Raw genomic sequence first — 20,614 nt, forward strand, 5'->3', positions numbered from 1 at the left:
GGTTTTCTTCATCCCCCACTGATTATTAGTTGAACCAATCGGGCTTTTACGGGCAGTTGACTCCCCACCTACCTTCTTTAGCCGCTAGAGCTGGACATTACTTTCTCTCTGAATCTTGGAATCGGGGTCTTACTGCCCGTTAATGCGGGATAAGAAGAGCTTTTCTTCTTATCGCTTGTTTGGTTACTACGCAAAGCACATGAAATTACTAATTTGTTGATATCGATAACTCACTTTTCGGCGTCGTCCAGCTTGCCATGTGTATCCTGATACTCCATTTCGTCTCACTTCAGTTGGGAAAAACCATAAATCTCTTCCGAAAGGGCCTGGGCGATGTAATCGCATATAGCCCCATCTTCCTAGACAATTACACATCCATGCTTTTATATTTCCACTTTGTGCAGGAGCAGCGAATGTTGATGGTACAGAAGGAGCTTGTGATGGCGGTGGTGACGTGGGTGCATCTTCCGCATCATCAGGTCGATATTCTTCAAGCTCCACATCTCTTAGTTCTTCAGTTGTTTCATAACCGGAAACTTGTGGGTTATAATATGCCATTTGATTGTAATCCACATATGGAAAATAGCCTTGTTGATTATACATAGAAAAAATCACCTCTTATGATTAATTACTTTATCCATTCATATGTTGTATTGCTTTTTTATGTAGCTTATTTATATAGCCCAAATAACACGAGGATTTTTAAATGATCAATCAACCGCTCTCTTCATCTTGAAGTAAAAGCGCCCCATAATCATCGAGCTAAAATTTTATAGTACCAAAAGAACAGAATGAAATGCCTTTATTAGTCCAACACAAATAAACCTCATGGATAATACGAGGCTTATTTGATCCGTAGTAAAACTACATTTTTGTACAAATCTTATTTCAAAGCTACCATTCGTCTTATTTTAAAATTCTCCTTTTCGTTGTCTTCATCGTATAAATGTATGACAAATACTCCAGCTATCGAATTTTATAATTATATATCACGGGACAATTTCAAAAATAGTACCTTGGTTAAAATCAGTCACTTTCATAGAGCCATAAACTCCTAAATATAATCTGGTTTGATCCAGATTCGTTCCAAAAGTAACATAATAAGCCGATTGAGACCCGAAATTATAATCAGTTTCAATAACACTAAAATCATTTGATTTATAATCTGTTCTTACCCTAGTGTAAGCTAAAACGCCTCTAACCGGAGGCCGAGATTCTTCATGCCGAGCAAGATCGGTAAATACAACGCTTCCTGTTAAATTCGGAATTTCATTCCCCATATATGGTTGGACTCCTGTAAGTGCAGTTCCCCCAAACTTATCGGGGCGGGAATCCTTATGGAAATAATTCGTTAGAGGTTGAAGACGTCTCACTGAAGTTTTTAAGGTTTCATTGTAATAAGCAATTGTTTTCTCATCCAAAGTCGGATCTGCAGAACATCCCCTTATAAACGAAGTAGGAAAATCACCTTCCCACCCTCGCCAACCGAAATTAATAAATCCTATTTGGTCAAGGTTAGATCTCATTAAAGAAGCTTGAACAAGCTGAGTAACCGGTATTGGTTTATAATGAACGAATGAAAAAATCGACTCTACCAAATCCTGTCCGACATTTCCAGCATATTTGATATACTGATTATAAAACTTTTGGAATGAAATGCCTGTTATATTGCGAACTCCTTTAACAATTACCGTAAGCGTTTCTTGAATAGATGAGGGAAGTTCATTAAAACGAGTGACTACGGGTGGATTATTGATAAATGTATTCTTCGCTACATCAATTTCAATTATTTTACCAGCTATCTCCATATCATCCTGACTTAAATTAAATGGATCATAGCCTGAACCACCATCTCCAGTTGTTAAAACAAGGTTTCCGGTTTCAGGTGAAAAGTTTAAGCTATTGACACCATTATGATTAAAAAATGGTCTTCTTAAGTTAAGTAAAGTCCGTCGTTTTTGAGGTTGACCATTCAATTGTAAAATCCATTCTTCAACTGTATCAATATGATCATACTGAGTTTCTCTATTTATCCACCTTAAGTTTAAAGTTTTGGGATCGCATGGATTAGGCTTAAAATGTTCAGAAAGAGCCCCTGGTCCTTGTGTTCTAGCGACTGAATAATGCAGATAAAATAAACCGTTATAATAGAATTTCGGATGAAATGCTAGCCCTAGCAATCCGCGTTCATCATAGCCACTACCAGAAACACCTTGTTCAGAATTACCTAATTTTATGACTCGTGGGCGAATATCTAAAAAAGGCTTTATAGCTCCGTCTCCTATGAAAAAGATCTCTCCTACCTGGGTAGCAATAAATAATCTTTCACTTGAGTCACCAGGAAGTATAGCTGTTTTCAAAACAGTGGGTAAATTTATCTTACTTACAACGGGGCGTAAACTAACCTTAACTTTTATCAATTAACTTTACACTCCTTCTTATTATCTTCCTTTATAAGAATATGATTAGAACTGTGCCATTATTATCAAATTAGGCTTGAGGAATTTCCTTTTAATTTTAGTAGGTTCTATGTGGGTATTACATTACTCAACTCAATTAAAGTGTACAATCTATTTTAAAACGACTTTATTGTTTCTGTACATCTCTATCAATCTACTCTCTAAGTTAGCGATTCATATTCTAATGAAATAAGACATCACCATACCTTCGTAGTAATGCCTTATACTTGTAGGTCATGTATTACATTCCTTACTTGCCCCAAGAGATTTTACTCAACTTCTAAAGTAATCTCTGACACAATCTATTCATAAGTATTCTACAAAGCTCCGCGAAGATCCAACAGTAAAGAAAACTCACTATAAATATGATTGCAATAACCTTTGAACCTATAGTTGTATCTACAACAGGGCCTAGCACTGGAAAACGGAAGACATATAGAGTCGTCATAATGCCCACAAGTAGACATAATGATGAAAAGGAAACAACCATAATTCTCCGCTTCAAATATAAAAAGGACACACCCATCGCTACACCTAATAAACCTGTTGTCAAGGGGAAGATAATGAGTTCACTTGGCTGAATAAACAATAAAAGAAAAATTGTAAGGATATAAGAGAGGATTCCCTGGCGGATTGAAAAGCAAGTAACTAAAAAAATTGGTAATGTCGCTAGACAACTAATTAGAAAGCCTATACCAGGCATAAAGCCTCCAGCTGATTGAAGCATAGTGGCAAGTGTACTCAATAAGGCTGTAATAACTAACTTGGTTGCAAAGGGTATCTTTCTTACATGAACATAGTCTGAAATTGTCTCTATCATCGATTGATACCAATAGCAAACAAACCGATTGATTAAAACACCCCCTAAAAATATCTAATTCATCACTTTCTATACTATTCATCCCCTTGCGCTTTATGATGTATCGTAGTGATACAATTAAAAGAATTTTAAAACTAGAAGATATCTTTTTCCATTGGGATATAAAATTGAAAGGTTTCAAGTAAGCAACTATGAACTCCCTTTCATGTTACTTCCTGTAGCGGAAATTGCTAAAATACATAATGAATTTCAAAATCTAACAAAAAAAGTGCCTATGCGCTATGACATAAGCACTTTTTTGCTATTAATTCTTGTAAATGACCTAATCTACATTTGAAACAATATCTAATGTTTGTTACTTTTTTAACCGAACACTATAATAACGCATTGCTTTCAAAGACCCCTTCATTTCGAATACACCTTGCTCAATTAATGTACGCAAGCGATATTCGAGAAATACATCCCCTACTGACTGTTCTATTTGACCAAGAACCTCTCCAATAAGCCTCGCTGATTTATAAAATTCTTCTTCTCTTTCTTTCTCCAAATTTTTTGCGCATTCAATAATAAAAGAATCAAAATAAGTTTCTTTCACAGATGAAATTTTATTCTCTTCCCAAATTCGTAATAAATCTTTCGTTTCAGAAAGTAAGTTCCATTCTTGCTCTAGCTGTTTTCGCGTCTCTTCAGTAAGTACTACACCCTTCTCATATTTCTCATAAATCGTTGCTAACTGCTCGGGCGCTAATGCACTCGTCCCGTGAACTCCATGAGTTTCATTTTCTTTTTGAAACAACTTTCTAAAAGCTTCCGATGTATGAATGATTCGAATGTTTTTCTTATCTTTTAAATGAAAAAGCGCAAAACATAATCCAACGTATTCATTTGCATTCTCTCCACTCCAAATTGTAATCGGCATATCACTTGGAATGGATTGTAGTTCTTGTAATGATTGGATAAACTTTGGTAAATATTCTTCTTCAAAATATGAATCTTCTAAATTTAAGTTTTTAGATAGCCATTGCTGCCTCAAATGCTGTCCAGCAGCTGTCTCCAACTGATTGATCGAGCCAATCGAAAAAAACTCTGAAAATGAAATAACATACTCTCGCTGCAATTTCTTTTTCTTTAACATGTATTTTAAACACCCTGCACTAGACTCACCAAAAGTAATATGAATATGTGTGCTCTCAGCTATATTTTTCTTATGCTCTGCATAATCTATCCATTCACTCGGAATGCTCGTTAAATATGTAAGTGAATCTGCATTATAATCATTTTTTAACAACTCTAACTGTATTAAAATACCTTGCAGCAACTGTTTTGCTTCATCTTCTTGCATTTCATTGACGACTTTTTTTATTTTCTCTATTTTTTCTATCATTTAATTCCCTCTATTCATAAAATGATGTAATGTTTAGTGTAACATATATACATAAGGTAATTTCTTTGTTTTTATATAATAATAGCCAAAAGGAATGAAAAAGATAAAAACGCACATAGTGGAATAAACAACATGCTATCCATTTTCGCAAAATACGTACCTGTTTTCTTTTTAAAGATGCCAAAATAATTAAATTCTCCAACCACTCTTAATCCAAATATAAACATGCAAATCCACGAACCAAAGTGAACGATCATACGTGGAATAAAAGAGAAGATAAGGTTTGCCTGTAACAACAAAACTAACGCCGCTACACATAGTAATAGTGCAACTAATAATGTCATACCCGTTCCAGGGATGAAGGCTTTTTCTCCTGACTCAGTTGGAATCGCTGCCTTTATTCCCCATCTTCCTCCGAATGCCCAGTAAACATGTAATAAACTAATACAAACTAAAAGACATGCTGATATAGTGATAATAATGAGCAATATTAACACCTCCGTCAATGTGATTCTTTTAAATTATGAATATTCAATAAAGAAATGATTAACAATCTAATTCTTTATTGTTCAAAATACTGTCATTTATAATTTCATTTTTGATATTCCGATACTGTATAAAAACAATTAAATATAAAGGCATTACGTTGACTTGTAATTAATGGGCGGATAGCTTTAATTGAAAAAAGATGTAATCCTGGTGAAAAACATAGAGAAAAGCGATTTTCTATTCAACACTGAACGAAACATCGCTTTTCCCATTTTTATATACTGTTATTTCTGATTATTCATTTCGAACACTTGCTGTACGTCTTTATCACCACGTCCAGATAAATTCACAATAATACTTTGATCATTTCGTAAAGTGGCTGCTAATTTTATAGCGTACGCCACTGCATGAGAACTTTCCAATGCAGGAATAATCCCTTCCACACGAGATAATTTATGAAACGCTTCTAATGCTTCGTTATCATTGATTGCTACATATTCTGCACGACCGGTTTCTTTATAATAACTATGCTCTGGCCCAACACCTTGGTAGTCCAGTCCCGCTGCGATAGAATGTGCCTCTGCAATTTCTCCATTTTCGTCTTTCATCATATAGCATTTAAATCCGTGGATGATACCAGGCTCTCCTGCTGTAAGAGGCGCCGCATGCATCCCTGTTTCAATTCCTTTACCACCTGGTTCAACACCTATCATTTTTACTTCCTTGTCATTATAAAAAGGGGCGAATAACCCAATCGCATTACTTCCTCCACCTACACAAGCAACCAAATAATCAGGTAGACGTTCTTCTTTTTCAATATGCTGCGCTCTTGCTTCTCTCCCAATTACAGCTTGGAAGTGGCGAACAATCGTTGGATACGGATGTGGTCCTAGTGCAGAACCTAATAAATAAAATGTACTTTCATAGTTTTGAGCGTAATCTTCAAGTGCTGCATCTACTGCTTCTTTAAGAGTACGCCCTCCTTCTTGAACAGCTACTACCTTCGCACCTAATAGTTCCATACGAAATACATTTAATTGTTGACGTTCTGTATCCATTCCTCCCATATAGATCGTGCAATCTATTCCGAACATCGCACAGGCAGTAGCGGTCGCAACCCCGTGTTGTCCTGCTCCAGTTTCTGCAATGATGCGTTTAACTCCCATTCTCTTCGCAAGCAAAATTTGTCCTAATACATTGTTAATTTTATGAGCTCCTGTATGATTAAGATCTTCTCTTTTTAAATAGATTTTTGCACCACCAATTTCTTCAGTCAAACGCTTCGCATAATACAGTGGATTCGGACGCCCTACATATTCTTTTAAGTAGTACTCATATTCTTCCATAAACTCTGGATCATCTTTATATTGATTAAATGCATCATCGAGATGAATTAAAGCTTCTTGAAGTTGCTCTGGTACAAAACTCCCTCCAAATTCTCCAAAATATCCATTTGTCGCTGCTAATAAATTCATGCTAATTCCTCCCTCTAATTTTTAGTTGTCGAATACGAAAAATCGCGTGTGAACGCAAAAAGCCCTCTACATGCATAAGGCATGTAGAGGGCGATATATACGATTATACCGTGGTGCCACCTCTTTTGATTCGTTGTCACATTGACTACGAATCCTCTCGTTTTTGGATACGGAAAAAATAGATTCGATATCCTCATCCTTGTAACGGCGGAACCCGGGTCGCATACTCCTAATGTTTCAGCGTACCTCTCCTAAGCCCATTCGGTATAATTTATCGTACTGGATCGCACCAATCCCAGCTCTCTGCAACGCATCAATTAAACGTACTCTTCTTAGTCAACGATTTTTATTATGTAATTTTTATTATGTGAATTTAATTATGATATTATCGAACTATTTTTAGTTTGTCAACAACAAATGATAGAAAATTTAATTATTAATAGGAACTAGAAAGAATGTTCAATAGTCTCATATCAATTGGTTAATAATATCAACACTTCCTGCAATGAAATGTTCTTCAATTTTTCACCACAATCAGAAATATGCATAAGTTCTTAACTGTAGCAATTTTTGCTAAGAACTTTAAGTTTTATTTTGTCAGTGTATGTTATATAAATACCCGCAACACCCAAAGGGCATTGCGGGTTCCTATATGTGTATAAAAACATTCTCTACGCATTATAACGACTTCTTCTTCGTTCCATCCTTGTTTGACCTTGCGTCGTTTCAACCTCGGTATGTTGTTGCTCTATTTGCGTTGTATGATACGTTGGTGCTTTTTCTTCACGCTTTGGTTCATACGCATGCGGTTTCTTCGGTTTAGAAGATTTTCTACCGAAGTTTACTTTTAATCTTGGTAGACTTGGAATACGTATCTTAACTTTCGGCATAATCCGTTTCTTTTTTTGTTTAAATAACTTTGTTTTTTCTTGTTTTTCATTGTTGCTACCACGTTTTAGCATGTTAGCAAGTAGCCCACCAAATATAAATCCGACTACTAATAAAAGTAGATACAGTCGTTCTGCAGTTAATAAGTTCATGATGCGCCCTAGAACTGCTAATGATTGCGTTTGTTTTATGTCCCACAATAAGCCACCCCATAACGCGAGTAATCCTAAAGTAATTGCATAGGTGCGGAATCGAAATATTAATGGGATTACCGCAATACATGCAGCAATTTTAGCATTTGCGAGTAACGAACTAGCTGTTACGTATTGATTCCAAATCCCCAGCAAGAGCGTGATAAATATCGTGTAAGCGAGCCAACTACATATTCGTGAATACATTCGTTTTGCATAATAGCTTCCAAAACTCGTAAAAAATAATAGTCCTCCTAAATAAAATGACAATTCAAGAGGAATTTGTTTCATAATACCTGCAATTGGGAACAGGAAGCTGAGTACCATTAACAGCACATCAAGTTTTTTCACAATTTTCCATTCCTTTCGGCTATTTATCTTCTATATCATAAAGCGATTTTAAGTGTTTTTCGCACATTCCTCATTTCGAACTATCATGTAATGGTTTCTAAAAAACATCTTAATCCTACTAATACTAAAAAGTAAACAAAAAGACACAGCTATAATTGACAATAGGTATATAGATTTACATAAAGAAATGACAAATCCCGCTCTTTGTAAATGAGCGGGATCTTGAAATTATCTTGCTGTATATGTAACGTACTCTTCCGGCTTCAAATATGTGATGGTCAAGAGCTCAACAACTTGAATATACCTCTTTCTTTGTTAGTATGATTATACTTCTCCCTCACAACGCAGCTACTTCACGAAATATAATTTACTATTTTTCACCTATCCCTAAAGCTCCACGTGCCATTTCCATATGTGCCTCTTCCTTTGTCTGTAGTGCAAATAATCCAATCATTACCGGATAAGCAGCACCAAGTTCAATAATATGTTCAAACATTCTCTGCCAAACTTTCCCTCCTGCTTTTTCATATTCATTTAATAGTACTTTCAAATTATCCTCTCCAAAGATTGTAAGATAGAGGGTGAAATCAGTAGCGGGATCTGTTATTTTCGCTTCTGTCCAATCTATCAGGCCTGTTACTTTCGTATTTTCATCAACTAAAATATGCGGTGGATGTAGGTCACCATGAACAAATGCAGAATGCTTCGGCCAATACGATTCATCCGCAAGCCATGTTTGCCAACGCTCCCATAGTTCATCTGACACACCAAGTTTTGATTTTATTTGATGCATTCTATCTATTAACAATTGCTTTGCTTCAGCAGGTTGAAGAACTTCGATGCCATACTTAGTCGCCTCATTATAATCAATTGAATGCAAAGCAACGAGCGATTCTGCTAAAGATCGAACAAATGTTATAGAAGGTGGATTATTTTGAATATGCCATACATAATTTTGTATTTCTAAATCAATCACTGCTGCAGGGTTCCCCTTTACTAATGGATAAGCAATTAATTCTGGTGTGTTGATTTTCCAATTTGGTACTGCAACAGGTACATATTTTTGAACAAGCTCAAGTATTTTCCCTTCTAATGCTCCTCTTTCAATGACGTCTAGTCTTCTTGGTTTGCGAAGAACCCATGAAGTGCCCTTTTCATCAGTAGCAAATACAACTTGAAAGTCCATTCCTGATTCATTTAATTCAGCGCTTTCTTTATTTAATTGTAAACCATTTTTTCCTGCAATCTTTAAAATTGCTTCTATACTTTTCTGTTCATTTTCATTTGTCATAGATAAACACTCCTCTGAAATTTTTCATATAAGTACAAAAAACACAGATTGGGTGCCCGTGTTTTTTGTACACGGAATGAGCTCTCACAAATATACTGTCCCTATTTTTATTTCGTTCGTTTTTGCAACCAATTAGCAATATCATTTATCACATACTCAGGAATATTAGCTGGTCTATAATATTCTTCTGGTTTACTTAACCCTCCATCTCCCTCTGTAAAGAAATGATTTAACTTTGGATAGAGTCGATAATCTACGTTATCTCGCTCTTTTAATTCTTCTTTCCAAATCGGAATTTCAATTTTTGATTGAACTTGATAGTCCCTTTCTCCTTGAATAATAAGAAGTGGTGTCTTTTGTTCTTTAGACATTTCAGCAGCCTTCATTTTACGGATGGAGTCCCAAAATACTGGTGATCCTAAATGAAAATCTTTATTCTTACTGGAGAAATTAGGATCGTTCAATAATTCAAATTGTGATTTGTAAAATTGATATTCTTCCAGTTTCATTGCTCCCATAGAGAAAAGATAGTCCAATTGATCTAAAACAACGTCCTGGATTGTACGAGCTGGTCCTCCCATTACAATTGCTCCAGCAATATTTTGATTTTCGTCTTTTTCGATCATTTTCGGAACCATCATTCCACCTTGACTATGACCAAGAATATAAATTTGTTTTTTGTCTATTTTCGGCTCGTTTTGAAGAAAGCGGGTTGCATAAAGTGCATCGTCTGTCGTTTCTTTATCAACTGTATAAAAAGGACTAAATTGTGTTTTTAAGCCATGTTCATACGTTCGTTTATTGTAACGAAGAACAGCAATTCCTTTTGAAGCAAGACCTTCAGCTAAGTCACGAAATGGCTTTAAAGCAAATGCTGTTTCATCCTGATCACTTGCTCCAGATCCTTGAACAAGAATAACTGTTGGAAACGGCCCTTCTCCCTTTGGTATAGTCAATGTTCCTGGTAATGGGAATGCACCACTTCCAACTACTACTTCTTTTTCAGTAAATGAATCCGGTTTACTATATGCCGGGCGCGGTGCAACAGAGCCCGATGTCATACTAAGCTGAAAATCATCTATTTTTCCAGATGGATCCAACCTAAATATGAAAGGTACAGTGAATTTTTCAAATACCAATCCAATTTCAATAGTTGTATGAACAGCATTTGATTCCTTCTGTTTTACTTCTCCTACTCCAACAAATGAACCCACTTGCAATTGGATCGGTAGCCCTTTCCAATAATTTTCTAACTCTTTTTCAGATAGCACTTTTTGTAAAGGTCGTGACGTTAAATGAAATGCAGATTTATAATCTTTCATTTGCATATGACGAATAAAATTTAAAGTAGTAGCTATAAAAGGATTTTCATCATTAATATTATTTATATCCCTAACATTTGTGTCTGTTTCTGCTAACGCCGGGCTAAACTGTCGGGTAAACAGGTTATTATACGAATTAGTAAATAACTCAGGATAAGAATTGACCTTGATTACATCTACATTTTCTGCACTATTTACAGCTGAACGAATGATGGGATTTTCTTCTGCTCCATATGTAACAGTTGGAATACTACATGCAAAAATTGTACTTGCAAGTAATAATTTAGTCCCACTTTGCTTTCGTTTCTTCATATTTCAAAATTCCTCCCACTATAAAATTTTATAACTTTCTATTAACCATATTGAAAACAGATATTACTTGTTTAGAGTACTTAAATATCTTTTATAGAAAAAGCACCTCAACTTTTCGAGGTGCTTTTTCTAGGAGATTCTATAACTTATAAATCTGCATACGATTCATGTTTATCTTTATCCAATTAGATAATTGTTTTATTTTATACGTTTTTAAAAAGTATTCTTGTGGCTTTTCTTTATTCTTTAATTGATGTTGACAGTTAACACTTCATCCTATTCTTGATTTCCTTACTCATTATATATCTATAAACCTTTTTCAAATCAATTGTTGGTAAGCGATCTCTTTCGTTTTTAATACCATTGCATGATACCAACCAACTATACACTATTTCCATAATATCACAAATTAATTTTATCAACATTTCCTAAAAGTTGATAAAATTACGATCGAATTTTCAGAATATTATAAGGTGCAATATAAGGGTAAGGTGCTAAACATCTCTTATTTTAAACCTTATTTCTAATTTTTAATATATAATTATTTCATATTAACTAACACATTTATCACTAATAAAATTGCATCTTACGACTGTGAATAAGAGAAAACCTGTATTGGACTACAGGTTTTTCGAGCAAATTTTTATAAATGTATCAATACGCAAAGTATTACTTGTTTTTATTGCAGGTGCATGTTCTATTATAAACTCATATCCTCAACTTGCTCTTTCACCGGCCACGTTTCTAACGTATAAGCCATCTCCCAAAATGAATATTCATATTGACTACTAATAACAAAATGCTGTTTCATTCGCTTACGATCAGCTTCTGTTACAGTTTCAGCAATGGCATCTAACCTAGCAATTTGCTCTTCTACTAAAGTTCGGAACCAGTCAGAACCATATGCAGAAATCCATTCTTGGTAAATTGGTTCTTCCGGCTTACATCCTTTTAAGCGCTCACCGATCTCATAATACAACCAATAACACGGTAAAATGGCTGCGATCACATCGCCAATATGACCTTCATATGCAGCACGATACATATGTGATGTATACGCATAAGCTGTCGGTGCAGGGATGAATGATTCTTTCTCTTCTTCCGTAATTCCTAGTTTTTTCGCAAAGTTCTCGTGCAGTGATAATTCAGCTTGATATGTATTTTGTGCATGATGCGCCATGCGTGCTGTCGTTTCTAACTCAATAGCTTTCGCTGCTCCTAGCGATTGCACTCTTGCGAAATGACTTAAATAATATGAGTCTTGCAGTACATAGTAGCGGAAGCTAGCTAAATCTAATGTTCCGTCTCCTAGTTTTGTTACAAATGGATGGTTAAAACTTGCTTCCCAAATTGAATTTACTTCTTTACGTAATAACTGTGAAAATGACATAATAATTCCTCCCATACATATTTCATGAACAATCTGTTTGCTGCGAGATTACTTAAAATGTGCGTACAAAATAAAAAAACTTTCTTTACGCACGTAAAGAAAGTGGATTGGACATCGTCAACATCTTACTAAATATGATTTTCCGTCACTTCCACTTCCCTACGCTGGCATCATCCAGATCAGGTTCTAAGGGTCTCAAATTTTGATCTCAGCCTATAAAGAGGCTCCCCTAGCGGACACATAATATTCACTTGGTACTTATCATAACATATTCTAAAATACTATCAAATATTTTTCACTATATATCTTTTCGATACAAATTAATTACATCTTTCAAAGCCGCCGCAGCTGCTCCTCTTGGACTCGAAGCTCCTCCAATTGAAGTTACTTTCCCCATCGTATCAGTATGAAAAGTAATTCCTTTTTCTGTACCATTTACATGAGCCAATGGATGCCCTTCCTCTATTTCACACGGACAAACTTCAAGTTTAAGATTACCTGAACAGTCTCTATATGCTGCTCCAATTAGTTTTAGAGATTTACCTTGTTCTTTTGCTGCTTCTATATCTTGCTTTTTAACGTTCTCTATCCCTTTTATACTTACATCATCAAGAGAGTATTCTGTCTGAAATAAGCTATTTGCTAACAGTAATAGTTTACAAGCACTATCCATTCCACTTATGTCTAATGATGGATTTGTTTCAGCTATCCCTTTCTGTTGCGCTTGCTGCAACGCTTCCTGGAATGTTACACCTTCTTCATACATCTTTGTAAGAATATAGTTTGTTGTTCCATTTAAAATGCCTTCTATACTTTCAATTTGACATCCCGCTAAACTGAATTGCCCAATATCTAGTGTAGGAAGAGCCGCTGCAGTTGCTCCGCTGTAGCGAATGCGTACATTTGAGAGTTTTGCTTTTTCTTTTATTTATTTCCACGCAGTAACTAGTGCTCCCTTTGAGATTGCTACTACATCCATATTGTTTTCAATCGCTGTCTCAATGTATGTTCTTCCAGGTTCACCAGTTTGAATGTTAGTTGGAGTAGATTCTATTAGCACATGACCATAAGGCGCTTTTTCACTTTTATCAAACGGATAGTTCTTACTATACTCCTCTAATGCATACGAACCAGTATCATAATTTAATAGTTCTTGAATATGTAATCCCTTTTCATTATAAAGGGTCATTGTACTTCCAATTATTCCAGTTAAGATGAGTTCGATTCCGTAACTTTCTTTTATATATGAGGATTTTTCAAATACTAATCTCACAAACTCTTTTCCAACAGTTCCATATCCAGACATCACCATATTAATTCTCATATTATCACCTCAAACTATTATGCTATTTTAATATTAACTCTATTATACTCTGAAAATATAATTTGATTCCCTCCTAAATAAACATGAGGGAGTTTTACACCTCAACATAATTATGAATCCGGTTATTTCGGTAAGTTCGATAACTTAGCAGCGATCTCTCTATAAAAAGCATTAATATTAGAAAATCCTCAAAATAATCTTTTCATTTTACATCCCCTTTTCTTTTTCTATACCCCTTAATAACACGCTCTCATTCTATTCCTTTCTTTATCTAATAGAAAAAAGATCCACAAAGATCTACCAGTGCAGCACGCAAAGGTTATATAGTGTGGATCTCCAATTCTCAATCACATATATTAACTTAAAGATAATGTGAACTATATCATCTAAATTGTCTATCTACTCAGAAGTATTACATAGTTGATAAAGTAGTTGCCCGTACAATAGAGAAGTCTGTGGTTATTTTCTTCCACTCAAAATCATTGCATTCCCTAATACTTTTTTATTCAATAAAATACTCGGTAACTTCATTTCTTCAGCAAGCTTGTAGCCATTTAATTCAGATACACCATGTTTCTTTAAGACATTTAAGAGTTCTTTTTCATCCCCAAATATTTTTTCATCCATAAACAAATCTAAGAAGATAAATTTACCACCAGGTTTTAACACTCTTAATGCCTCTTTAATAACTTCAATTTTATTTTCACTATCTTTTACTTCATGAAATGTTAGACAACTTACAATTATATCAAATTCGTCATCAGTAAAAGGTAGTTCTGCAGCACTAGCTTTCAGAAAATCAATCCGATTAAAGACCCCTTCTATTTCAGCATTCTGCTGGCATTGAGCTTTCGAATATTCCCAATTTCCGCCCCAATAATCAATTCCAGTTAAATAGGACTTAGGAAAAGTCTTTGCCAATTTAATAATTAAAGACCCACTCCCTGTTCCTATATCTAGTATTTTTCCTTCTCCATCCCAATTTACTTTAGCAACAATTAAATCATGTATTTTTGACTGATAATTCCCTCCAAATGCTGCGAATTGGTAAACTGAATAAGAAAGTATAAATGTTATATAAATAAAGGGCAATGCTAAAATTCCCGACAGAGCTCGCAAATATACATGAACAGGTAATAATGTCACCAAGAGAAGTATGAGTGAAATAACAAAGAAAATAAGTAGTTTGTAAATTCGTATCCAAGTTTGATATGTAGCTTTTGTTTTCAAGATATCAACCATCCTTAATTAATCTATCTTTTATTTGTTATAATTATATAATAAATAATCCTATCCTATAGTTTAACAATCCTCATCTATTTTAACATTAATATCCCATTATTTCAGAAGAGGTCCTCCACAATCAGACTTGATTACAAAATACAATCATTGGTATTTGTTTGAACAACTTTATTATTTTTTTATGACTTTATCGCAAATTAAACAATTTTATGCTCCCTCAACATAATGATGAATCAATGTTTTTAGGCACTTTCCTAAAGCGATCATATTCATCCCCTGAAAATATAAACCTTGTCTTTTTCCCTAAGTCTTGCAGTGCTCTTACTACAAAATAAGTTGTTACGATTTCTCGAAAGTTCTCTGTATGTAATCATTCTTAACTACTCTTCTCTTCATCGCCATCTTTTTACAAGTTGTTTTCCATAAATTACAAAGTTTCAATTGTAAAATTTTCCCTCAACAAAGGATTTTCAATCTTTTTTAGCGAATATATATTGGTTAGCCCTGCAGAAAGGAGAGGATACATTGCTAGGAAAATTAGAATTAGTTATCGATGCTAAAGCCAGCTTAGGTGAAGGTCCTTGTTGGGATGAAGAGAAACACCTACTATACTGGGTTGATATTTTAGAAAAAAAGTTGTTTATATATAATTCGATCACGAATACAAATCGTGAAATTTCATTTGACCAACAAATTGGGTGTATCGTTCCAGATGCATCTGGCAGGGTTATATTAGCAATGGAGTGCGGTTTCCATTCTTTTAATCTTGAAACTGAGGAACTAATGCTTATTCATGACCCAGAGCCTCATTTACTAGAAAACCGCTTTAACGATGGAAAATGTGACCCTGCTGGACGTTTTTGGGCAGGAACGACAGATTTATACGGGATTAATGAAGCTGGTTCTTTATATTTCTTAGATACGGATTATAGTGTGAAAAAACAACTAGAAAATGTAAACACATCCAATGGCTTAGCGTGGTCACCTGACCATCAATATCTTTACTTCATTGATACACCTACTAAAAAAGTTACTCGTTTTGATTACGATATACATACTGGAACAATTAATAACCCAATAGATATCATTACTATTCCTAATGATGATGGACTACCTGATGGCATGACAATTGATGAAGAAGGTTGTTTGTGGATTGCGCATTGGGGCGGAGCTAAAGTCACCAGATGGAATCCAATGACTGGAGAAAAAATTTTAACAGTGCCTGTCCCGGCATTGAATGTAACTTCCTGTATATTTGGAGGGCCAGACTTAACAGAATTATATATTACTACTGCCAGAACAAGAATGAGTCCAAAACAATTAGAAGTTTATCCAAATTCTGGTGGTGTATTTCGATTAAAAACAAGGGTGAAAGGCAGCCCAACATATCCTTTTAATTATAAAAAATCGCAGGTGAAAAAATGAATCGAATAGCGTACATTAGACAAGAAGAAAAAAAGTATCATGACCTTTGTTATGAGCAATACAAATTGTTCGAGGCTGGCTCTTGGCTTCACAAGCCAGTAAAAACAGTAATGGATATGATGAGTTATTTTGAAGAAAAAAAGCAAGTGAAAGTACTCGATCTCGGTTCTGGTGTCGGAAGAAATAGTATTCCAATCGCACAAAAGATATTCGATAATGGCGGGAAAGTTACATGTGTCGATTTACTAGACTCTGCATTAACAAAGTTAAAAGAAAATAGTAAAGAACACCATGTACTTGACGCAATCGAAATAATAAAAACAGAAATTGAAAATTATGATATTCATCCTGAAAGTTATGATTACATTGTTGCGGTGTCGAGTTTAGAACATGTTCAGACGAAAGAATCGTTTGAACATGTACTCTTATCAATGAAACATGGGACAAAGCATAACGGCATCAATTGTCTAATTGTAAATTCTAATGTTCAAGAAATCGATTTAGTAACAAATGAAGAATTAGACGCACTAATAGAAATAAATCTTTCTACCGAAATTATGCTGAATACACTTAAGAATATGTATAAGGGATGGAGAGAAATCCATGTGGAAGTTAAAAATTTAACATATAACATCATGCGTAACAATAAATCAATTCAGCTAAAAACAAATGCGGTAACTTTTGTTGTTCAAAACGTGTAACTTACAAAGTAAATAATATCCCCTCCACTTAACTCATATGTACAGTGGAGGGGGTTACACAGTCTTTCATATGTGTTAAAAAAAAGGACAATCTAATTCATCAGTTAATGCCCAAGGCTTATCTTCTACACTGCCAGTAGATTCTTTCTTTTTCATAGTTATGTTTCTAAAAGGATTTACTTCAATTTTAAACATAGAAGTAGGTTCAATGTAAACGGAAAAAACATGGCTGTTTGGTAATGTTTTTGATACATCAATATCTCCTACTTGTTTAAACAATTGCTGGACACCGTATAAAAAAAAGCTTGTTACATCAGATTGCTTGTTAATCCAAGTAATCATTTCAGGAGATACAGATTTATTTAAATTTATTTTTACCCGATCACCACATTTATACTTCTTACGCCGCATGTTCACACCAACTAACTAATTGTTAAATTCGTAAACCCTAATTCTTTTTGTTTATGTTCTCTATACCGCGGTGAACATGTGTAAACTAATAATCCACGTGCGTTAGTAAATAATGGATTATCTACAAATGTTACGTTTTTCAAACGGCCTTTCTGTTTTAAAATAAGTTGTAAACTATTTTTAATGATAACCGCTCCGCCACCATAGATAAATACATATGGATCATCTTTCATATCATCAATTTTATTAATAATGTCCGTTGCAACTCGTGCAGCTAATCCTAGAAATGCTTGTTGTGACTCTTCTACTAGCATTTCGTGCCTTGGATGTTTCTCATTTAAATAAATTTGATTAAACTCTGTAATGCTATCTATTGTTTTTGTTGGATGCTTCCGATTCCACCTTGTAATAATTTGCAATAAAGTTTCTTTTACCCCATAGGACAATCCTTTACTTAATTGCGGTCTAAAGTTCACTCCAAATGAAACGACTTCTTCCGTTGTACCAGCACCTATATCAAAAGATAATAATGTTTTATCAACAAAATCAATTTCAGTAGTTGTATCTTTTTCATTTTCGACTTTATGTTTTAAAACATTACCTTCTTCATCGTATACAATTCCCCACGTTCCAGATGCTCCTTCAGGTAAACATTTACAGTATTCAATGGATACATTTATCGTTACATCTCTTCCGTCTGGATAATGAAAAATAACTTTATGATTTCCCATATAACGTTTAGCGTTTTCCGCTGCTATTTCTTGCGTAATTGTTTGCATTGGAAGAGCAACTGATAAATCGTAACGAATATTAATCTCATCTAATTTCGGACTATGACGCATAGCACCAATTGCCAAACCCGATAAAATCGTTAGAACCATCAAATCATCAGTAGATTTATCAGATTTTTTCTCTACTTCTGTCCCTTTGAGTTGATCATTAATAACCTTTTGCCCAACAATGTAACGCACATTATTTAACATAAGTGAGGGCGAACTAATCGTTACATCAATATGATTTTCCACTTCAGATATTGGTACATCCTCTTCATCTAATAAGCCTGTCGTTTCTCCAATATACAGTGAATATATACTTGGAATATAAATCGGATTTTGACCTTTTACCATTAACTTTAAACCATTATTTCCAGCGTCTGCACCCGCTTTTAAAAGTATGGACATGTATACCCCCCTATTTTTCATCTGACATTCAAGACAAATATATGCAAGTTTTAACTTTGACATTCAAGACAAATCAAAAACTTTTTCCGTTTTGTTTGTTATATTTGTTCCTAAAACGAAAAACAAATTGTAAAGTTTTATAGGATTATCTATTTGTGTAAAATATGTTTGACATTAATCTCTACCATTTTTATACTATTAATTGTAAAGAGTTTTTTACAACTAACTGCAAAGGAGGAACTATATTGAATCAGAAGAAGTTTATTTTTCTAATCTCTCTACTATCATTACTTGGGGTATTCATACATGGGACATATAAATATGTAACTGGAGGTGCAATTTTAGGAGGGACTATTTTTGGCGGTTCTTTAATACTTAGCTATTTAATAAATCATATTACATGGGGAGATCCAAACGGCGTTTCAGAAGAAAGTCAAGATGAAATGGGACAACACATTACATATAAAAGTTTCAAAATTGGATATTTTGTATTAGTCATTATTATGTTTATTTTATTAATTTGGTCAGAAGGGTTTTCTTCCTTATATTCGCTTGATAACGTTCAAAATCTCCCTTTATTTATTGCACTTTGTTCTTCATTTATTGTTATTCCACTTGTGGAACTCATTATTTCAAGACGATTTCAATAACCATATATATCGAAAAAAGGCACTCTATTACATGAGAGTGCCTTTTTTATCTTCATACTTTTCACATACTCGTTCTAATTCCTCAAGCATGTCATGAATGGATAAAACTTCAAATAGAATAATTGATTCACTTGAAAAATGATGATGGTAGTCATGTGGTTTATGTTCCGTTAAATCACTTTTATGATTCCAAAATTGTTGATCTAATTCATCAACTAGCCGATAATGCTGATAACCAATTTTAGAACAGTTATTACGAAATATGGAGATCATTGATATAATAGTTTTTCTCAGTAATTCCTGTTCTTTTATAGACCATCTGCATTTTTCGGGATGAATACGTGTTAAATTTTCAAGATGATATATAACTTGCTGCAAGACATGTAGTTGTTTTTGAATCGATAGAAACCGGCGCATTTCCTTTTTCGTATGACGATGATATTTCCAATCCTTTTGCTCATATTGAACGAACTGCACAGCCTTATGCAATAGAACGGTTAATTTAGAAAGACTGCGAGCTGTTTCTTTCTTTATAGTCTCCCCGTGCATCACCTGATGCAACCATTCTTCCATAATATCCGCTGTTTTCAAATACAATTCATTTTTACAGCTGACAATTGTTTTCGTATAATGTGGTGGTAAAATAAAGAAATTGACTAATGTAGATACAATAATTCCTGTTGAAGTTGTCGCTAAACGAATTAAAAAAGCTGTAAAATAATGATCCGCTGTAATTGGAATCATCGCTACTGCTGTTAATGTTGCAACGAGTGTTCCAGCATGTAATTTCAGTTTTTGACATGTGACGATTGTAAACATAGCTGCTAATGCATATGAAATAGCTTGATGACCAAATAAAAATGTAAATGTCATCGCATATGCCGAACCAATTGTTGAAGCTGGAAAACGAATAAACCCTTTCTTTATCGAATCTGTTGCGGTCGGTTCAATTGTTACAATCGCAGTAATTACTGCAAAAATTGTTGGGATCTTAAAAAAATCACAAACTAGTACTGTAAGAAAAACCGCAATTCCAGTTTTTATGACTCGTCCCCCAATTAAATTCCATTTCTTAACTTGATGCATGCATTCATTCCTTCATTTCTTTTTCATTTTTATATTTAAAATAGATAATATCACGCTTTATATCATAACAAATAAAAAAGCTTACTGCGTGAAATATTTTTCAGCGTAAACTTTTTTACTATAGTTATTTACTTTTTTATTGGTAAATATAAAATAGGCTGTCTTCCAATCGGTTCCATTCTTCTTTGGCCTTAATCTTCAAATCCAAATTTTCGTTCCAAT

Annotated in this window: 17 protein-coding genes, 2 pseudogenes, 1 riboswitch and 1 other annotated feature; of the genes and pseudogenes, 3 read left to right on the forward strand and 16 right to left on the reverse strand. The window is 34.2% G+C overall.

The features are described from left to right. Positions 1 to 186: 186 nt before the first annotated feature. The 13 genes and pseudogenes from CN373_RS09095 to CN373_RS09155 all read right to left on the reverse strand — a co-directional run. Entirely contained in the window at positions 187 to 603 is a 417-nt protein-coding gene (locus CN373_RS09095) for a hypothetical protein (protein ID WP_000282676.1), read from the reverse strand. A 386-nt stretch (positions 604 to 989) separates the two neighbouring features. Beyond that, a complete protein-coding gene (locus CN373_RS09100; protein ID WP_098359137.1) occupies positions 990 to 2,420 on the reverse strand; it encodes a PQQ-dependent sugar dehydrogenase in 1,431 nt (476 codons plus the stop codon). 319 nt (positions 2,421 to 2,739) lie between these two features. After that, the gene (locus tag CN373_RS26125) at positions 2,740 to 3,312 is read right to left on the reverse strand and encodes a hypothetical protein (protein WP_098359138.1); all 573 of its coding nucleotides are present in this window, start codon (positions 3,310 to 3,312) and stop codon (positions 2,740 to 2,742) included. 322 nt (positions 3,313 to 3,634) lie between these two features. Beyond that, positions 3,635 to 4,663 (reverse strand): DUF1835 domain-containing protein, encoded by a 1,029-nt coding sequence (locus CN373_RS09110; RefSeq protein WP_098359139.1) that lies wholly within the window; start codon positions 4,661 to 4,663, stop codon positions 3,635 to 3,637. Between the two features lie 71 nt (positions 4,664 to 4,734). Next, on the reverse strand, positions 4,735 to 5,151 hold the full coding sequence (locus tag CN373_RS09115) for a DUF3995 domain-containing protein (RefSeq protein ID WP_000905437.1): 417 nt from the start codon (positions 5,149 to 5,151) through the stop codon (positions 4,735 to 4,737). 285 nt (positions 5,152 to 5,436) lie between these two features. Next, positions 5,437 to 6,627, reverse strand: coding sequence for a tryptophan synthase subunit beta (trpB, locus tag CN373_RS09120; protein WP_098359140.1), 1,191 nt, complete (start codon positions 6,625 to 6,627; stop codon positions 5,437 to 5,439). Positions 6,628 to 6,710: 83 nt separating this feature from the next. Beyond that, positions 6,711 to 6,976, reverse strand: a binding site (T-box leader). 322 nt (positions 6,977 to 7,298) lie between these two features. Continuing rightward, positions 7,299 to 8,057, reverse strand: a complete 759-nt coding sequence (locus CN373_RS09125; RefSeq protein ID WP_098359141.1) for a DUF3959 family protein — start codon at positions 8,055 to 8,057, stop codon at positions 7,299 to 7,301. 370 nt (positions 8,058 to 8,427) lie between these two features. Then, positions 8,428 to 9,348 carry a macrolide 2'-phosphotransferase gene (locus CN373_RS09130; protein ID WP_098359142.1) on the reverse strand — a complete coding sequence of 307 codons (921 nt, stop codon included), beginning with the start codon at positions 9,346 to 9,348 and terminating at the stop codon, positions 8,428 to 8,430. 107 nt (positions 9,349 to 9,455) lie between these two features. Beyond that, on the reverse strand, positions 9,456 to 10,982 hold the full coding sequence (locus CN373_RS09135) for an alpha/beta hydrolase (RefSeq protein WP_113745324.1): 1,527 nt from the start codon (positions 10,980 to 10,982) through the stop codon (positions 9,456 to 9,458). A gap of 700 nt (positions 10,983 to 11,682) precedes the next feature. Further along, a complete protein-coding gene (gene tenA, locus CN373_RS09140) occupies positions 11,683 to 12,372 on the reverse strand; it encodes a thiaminase II (RefSeq protein WP_098359143.1) in 690 nt (229 codons plus the stop codon). Between the two features lie 139 nt (positions 12,373 to 12,511). Beyond that, a riboswitch (TPP riboswitch) is annotated at positions 12,512 to 12,613 on the reverse strand. 57 nt (positions 12,614 to 12,670) lie between these two features. Then, positions 12,671 to 13,696: pseudogene (locus tag CN373_RS09145) on the reverse strand (homoserine dehydrogenase). 459 nt (positions 13,697 to 14,155) lie between these two features. After that, positions 14,156 to 14,929 (reverse strand): class I SAM-dependent methyltransferase, encoded by a 774-nt coding sequence (locus CN373_RS09150; protein ID WP_098359169.1) that lies wholly within the window; start codon positions 14,927 to 14,929, stop codon positions 14,156 to 14,158. 235 nt (positions 14,930 to 15,164) lie between these two features. Further along, positions 15,165 to 15,308, reverse strand: a pseudogene (locus tag CN373_RS09155) (lysine--tRNA ligase); the annotation flags it as partial. Positions 15,309 to 15,463: 155 nt separating this feature from the next. On the opposite strand from CN373_RS09155, the gene CN373_RS09160 reads away from it, so the two are divergent. Together CN373_RS09160 and CN373_RS09165 are read left to right on the forward strand one after the other, a co-directional pair. Continuing rightward, on the forward strand, positions 15,464 to 16,363 hold the full coding sequence (locus CN373_RS09160; protein ID WP_098359144.1) for an SMP-30/gluconolactonase/LRE family protein: 900 nt from the start codon (positions 15,464 to 15,466) through the stop codon (positions 16,361 to 16,363). Next, the gene (locus CN373_RS09165; protein WP_098359145.1) at positions 16,360 to 17,064 is read left to right on the forward strand and encodes a class I SAM-dependent methyltransferase; all 705 of its coding nucleotides are present in this window, start codon (positions 16,360 to 16,362) and stop codon (positions 17,062 to 17,064) included. The genes CN373_RS09160 and CN373_RS09165 overlap by 4 nt, the downstream gene beginning before the upstream one ends. A 75-nt stretch (positions 17,065 to 17,139) precedes the next feature. On the opposite strand, the gene CN373_RS09170 is transcribed toward CN373_RS09165, so the two are convergent. Further along, positions 17,140 to 17,475 carry a hypothetical protein gene (locus CN373_RS09170; RefSeq protein ID WP_001253147.1) on the reverse strand — a complete coding sequence of 112 codons (336 nt, stop codon included), beginning with the start codon at positions 17,473 to 17,475 and terminating at the stop codon, positions 17,140 to 17,142. 11 nt (positions 17,476 to 17,486) lie between these two features. After that, a complete protein-coding gene (locus tag CN373_RS09175; protein WP_000025631.1) occupies positions 17,487 to 18,656 on the reverse strand; it encodes a ParM/StbA family protein in 1,170 nt (389 codons plus the stop codon). Between the two features lie 245 nt (positions 18,657 to 18,901). Here CN373_RS09175 and CN373_RS09180 point away from each other — a divergent pair, with 245 nt between their 5' ends. Beyond that, the gene (locus tag CN373_RS09180; protein ID WP_001072152.1) at positions 18,902 to 19,306 is read left to right on the forward strand and encodes a hypothetical protein; all 405 of its coding nucleotides are present in this window, start codon (positions 18,902 to 18,904) and stop codon (positions 19,304 to 19,306) included. A 27-nt stretch (positions 19,307 to 19,333) separates the two neighbouring features. Here the strand turns inward: CN373_RS09180 and CN373_RS09185 are convergent, their stop codons facing one another. Next, complete coding sequence (locus CN373_RS09185) at positions 19,334 to 20,392, reverse strand: aromatic acid exporter family protein (RefSeq protein ID WP_098359146.1); 1,059 nt, start codon at positions 20,390 to 20,392, stop codon at positions 19,334 to 19,336. Between the last annotated feature and the right edge of the window lie 222 nt (positions 20,393 to 20,614).

It is taken from the genome of Bacillus cereus (assembly GCF_002561295.1).
Classification (GTDB): Bacteria; Bacillota; Bacilli; order Bacillales; family Bacillaceae_G; genus Bacillus_A; species Bacillus_A cereus_S.

Coding starts and splice junctions, on each gene's coding strand:
- CN373_RS09095 (WP_000282676.1), bottom strand. CDS start 603: ATGTATAATCAACAAGGCTATTTTCCATATGTGGATTACAATCAAATG.
- CN373_RS09110 (WP_098359139.1), bottom strand. CDS start 4,663: ATGATAGAAAAAATAGAGAAAATAAAAAAAGTCGTCAATGAAATGCAA.
- trpB (WP_098359140.1), bottom strand. CDS start 6,627: ATGAATTTATTAGCAGCGACAAATGGATATTTTGGAGAATTTGGAGGG.
- CN373_RS09130 (WP_098359142.1), bottom strand. CDS start 9,348: ATGACAAATGAAAATGAACAGAAAAGTATAGAAGCAATTTTAAAGATT.
- CN373_RS09135 (WP_113745324.1), bottom strand. CDS start 10,982: ATGAAGAAACGAAAGCAAAGTGGGACTAAATTATTACTTGCAAGTACA.
- tenA (WP_098359143.1), bottom strand. CDS start 12,372: ATGTCATTTTCACAGTTATTACGTAAAGAAGTAAATTCAATTTGGGAA.
- CN373_RS09165 (WP_098359145.1), top strand. CDS start 16,360: ATGAATCGAATAGCGTACATTAGACAAGAAGAAAAAAAGTATCATGAC.
- CN373_RS09170 (WP_001253147.1), bottom strand. CDS start 17,475: ATGCGGCGTAAGAAGTATAAATGTGGTGATCGGGTAAAAATAAATTTA.
- CN373_RS09175 (WP_000025631.1), bottom strand. CDS start 18,656: ATGTCCATACTTTTAAAAGCGGGTGCAGACGCTGGAAATAATGGTTTA.
- CN373_RS09185 (WP_098359146.1), bottom strand. CDS start 20,392: ATGCATCAAGTTAAGAAATGGAATTTAATTGGGGGACGAGTCATAAAA.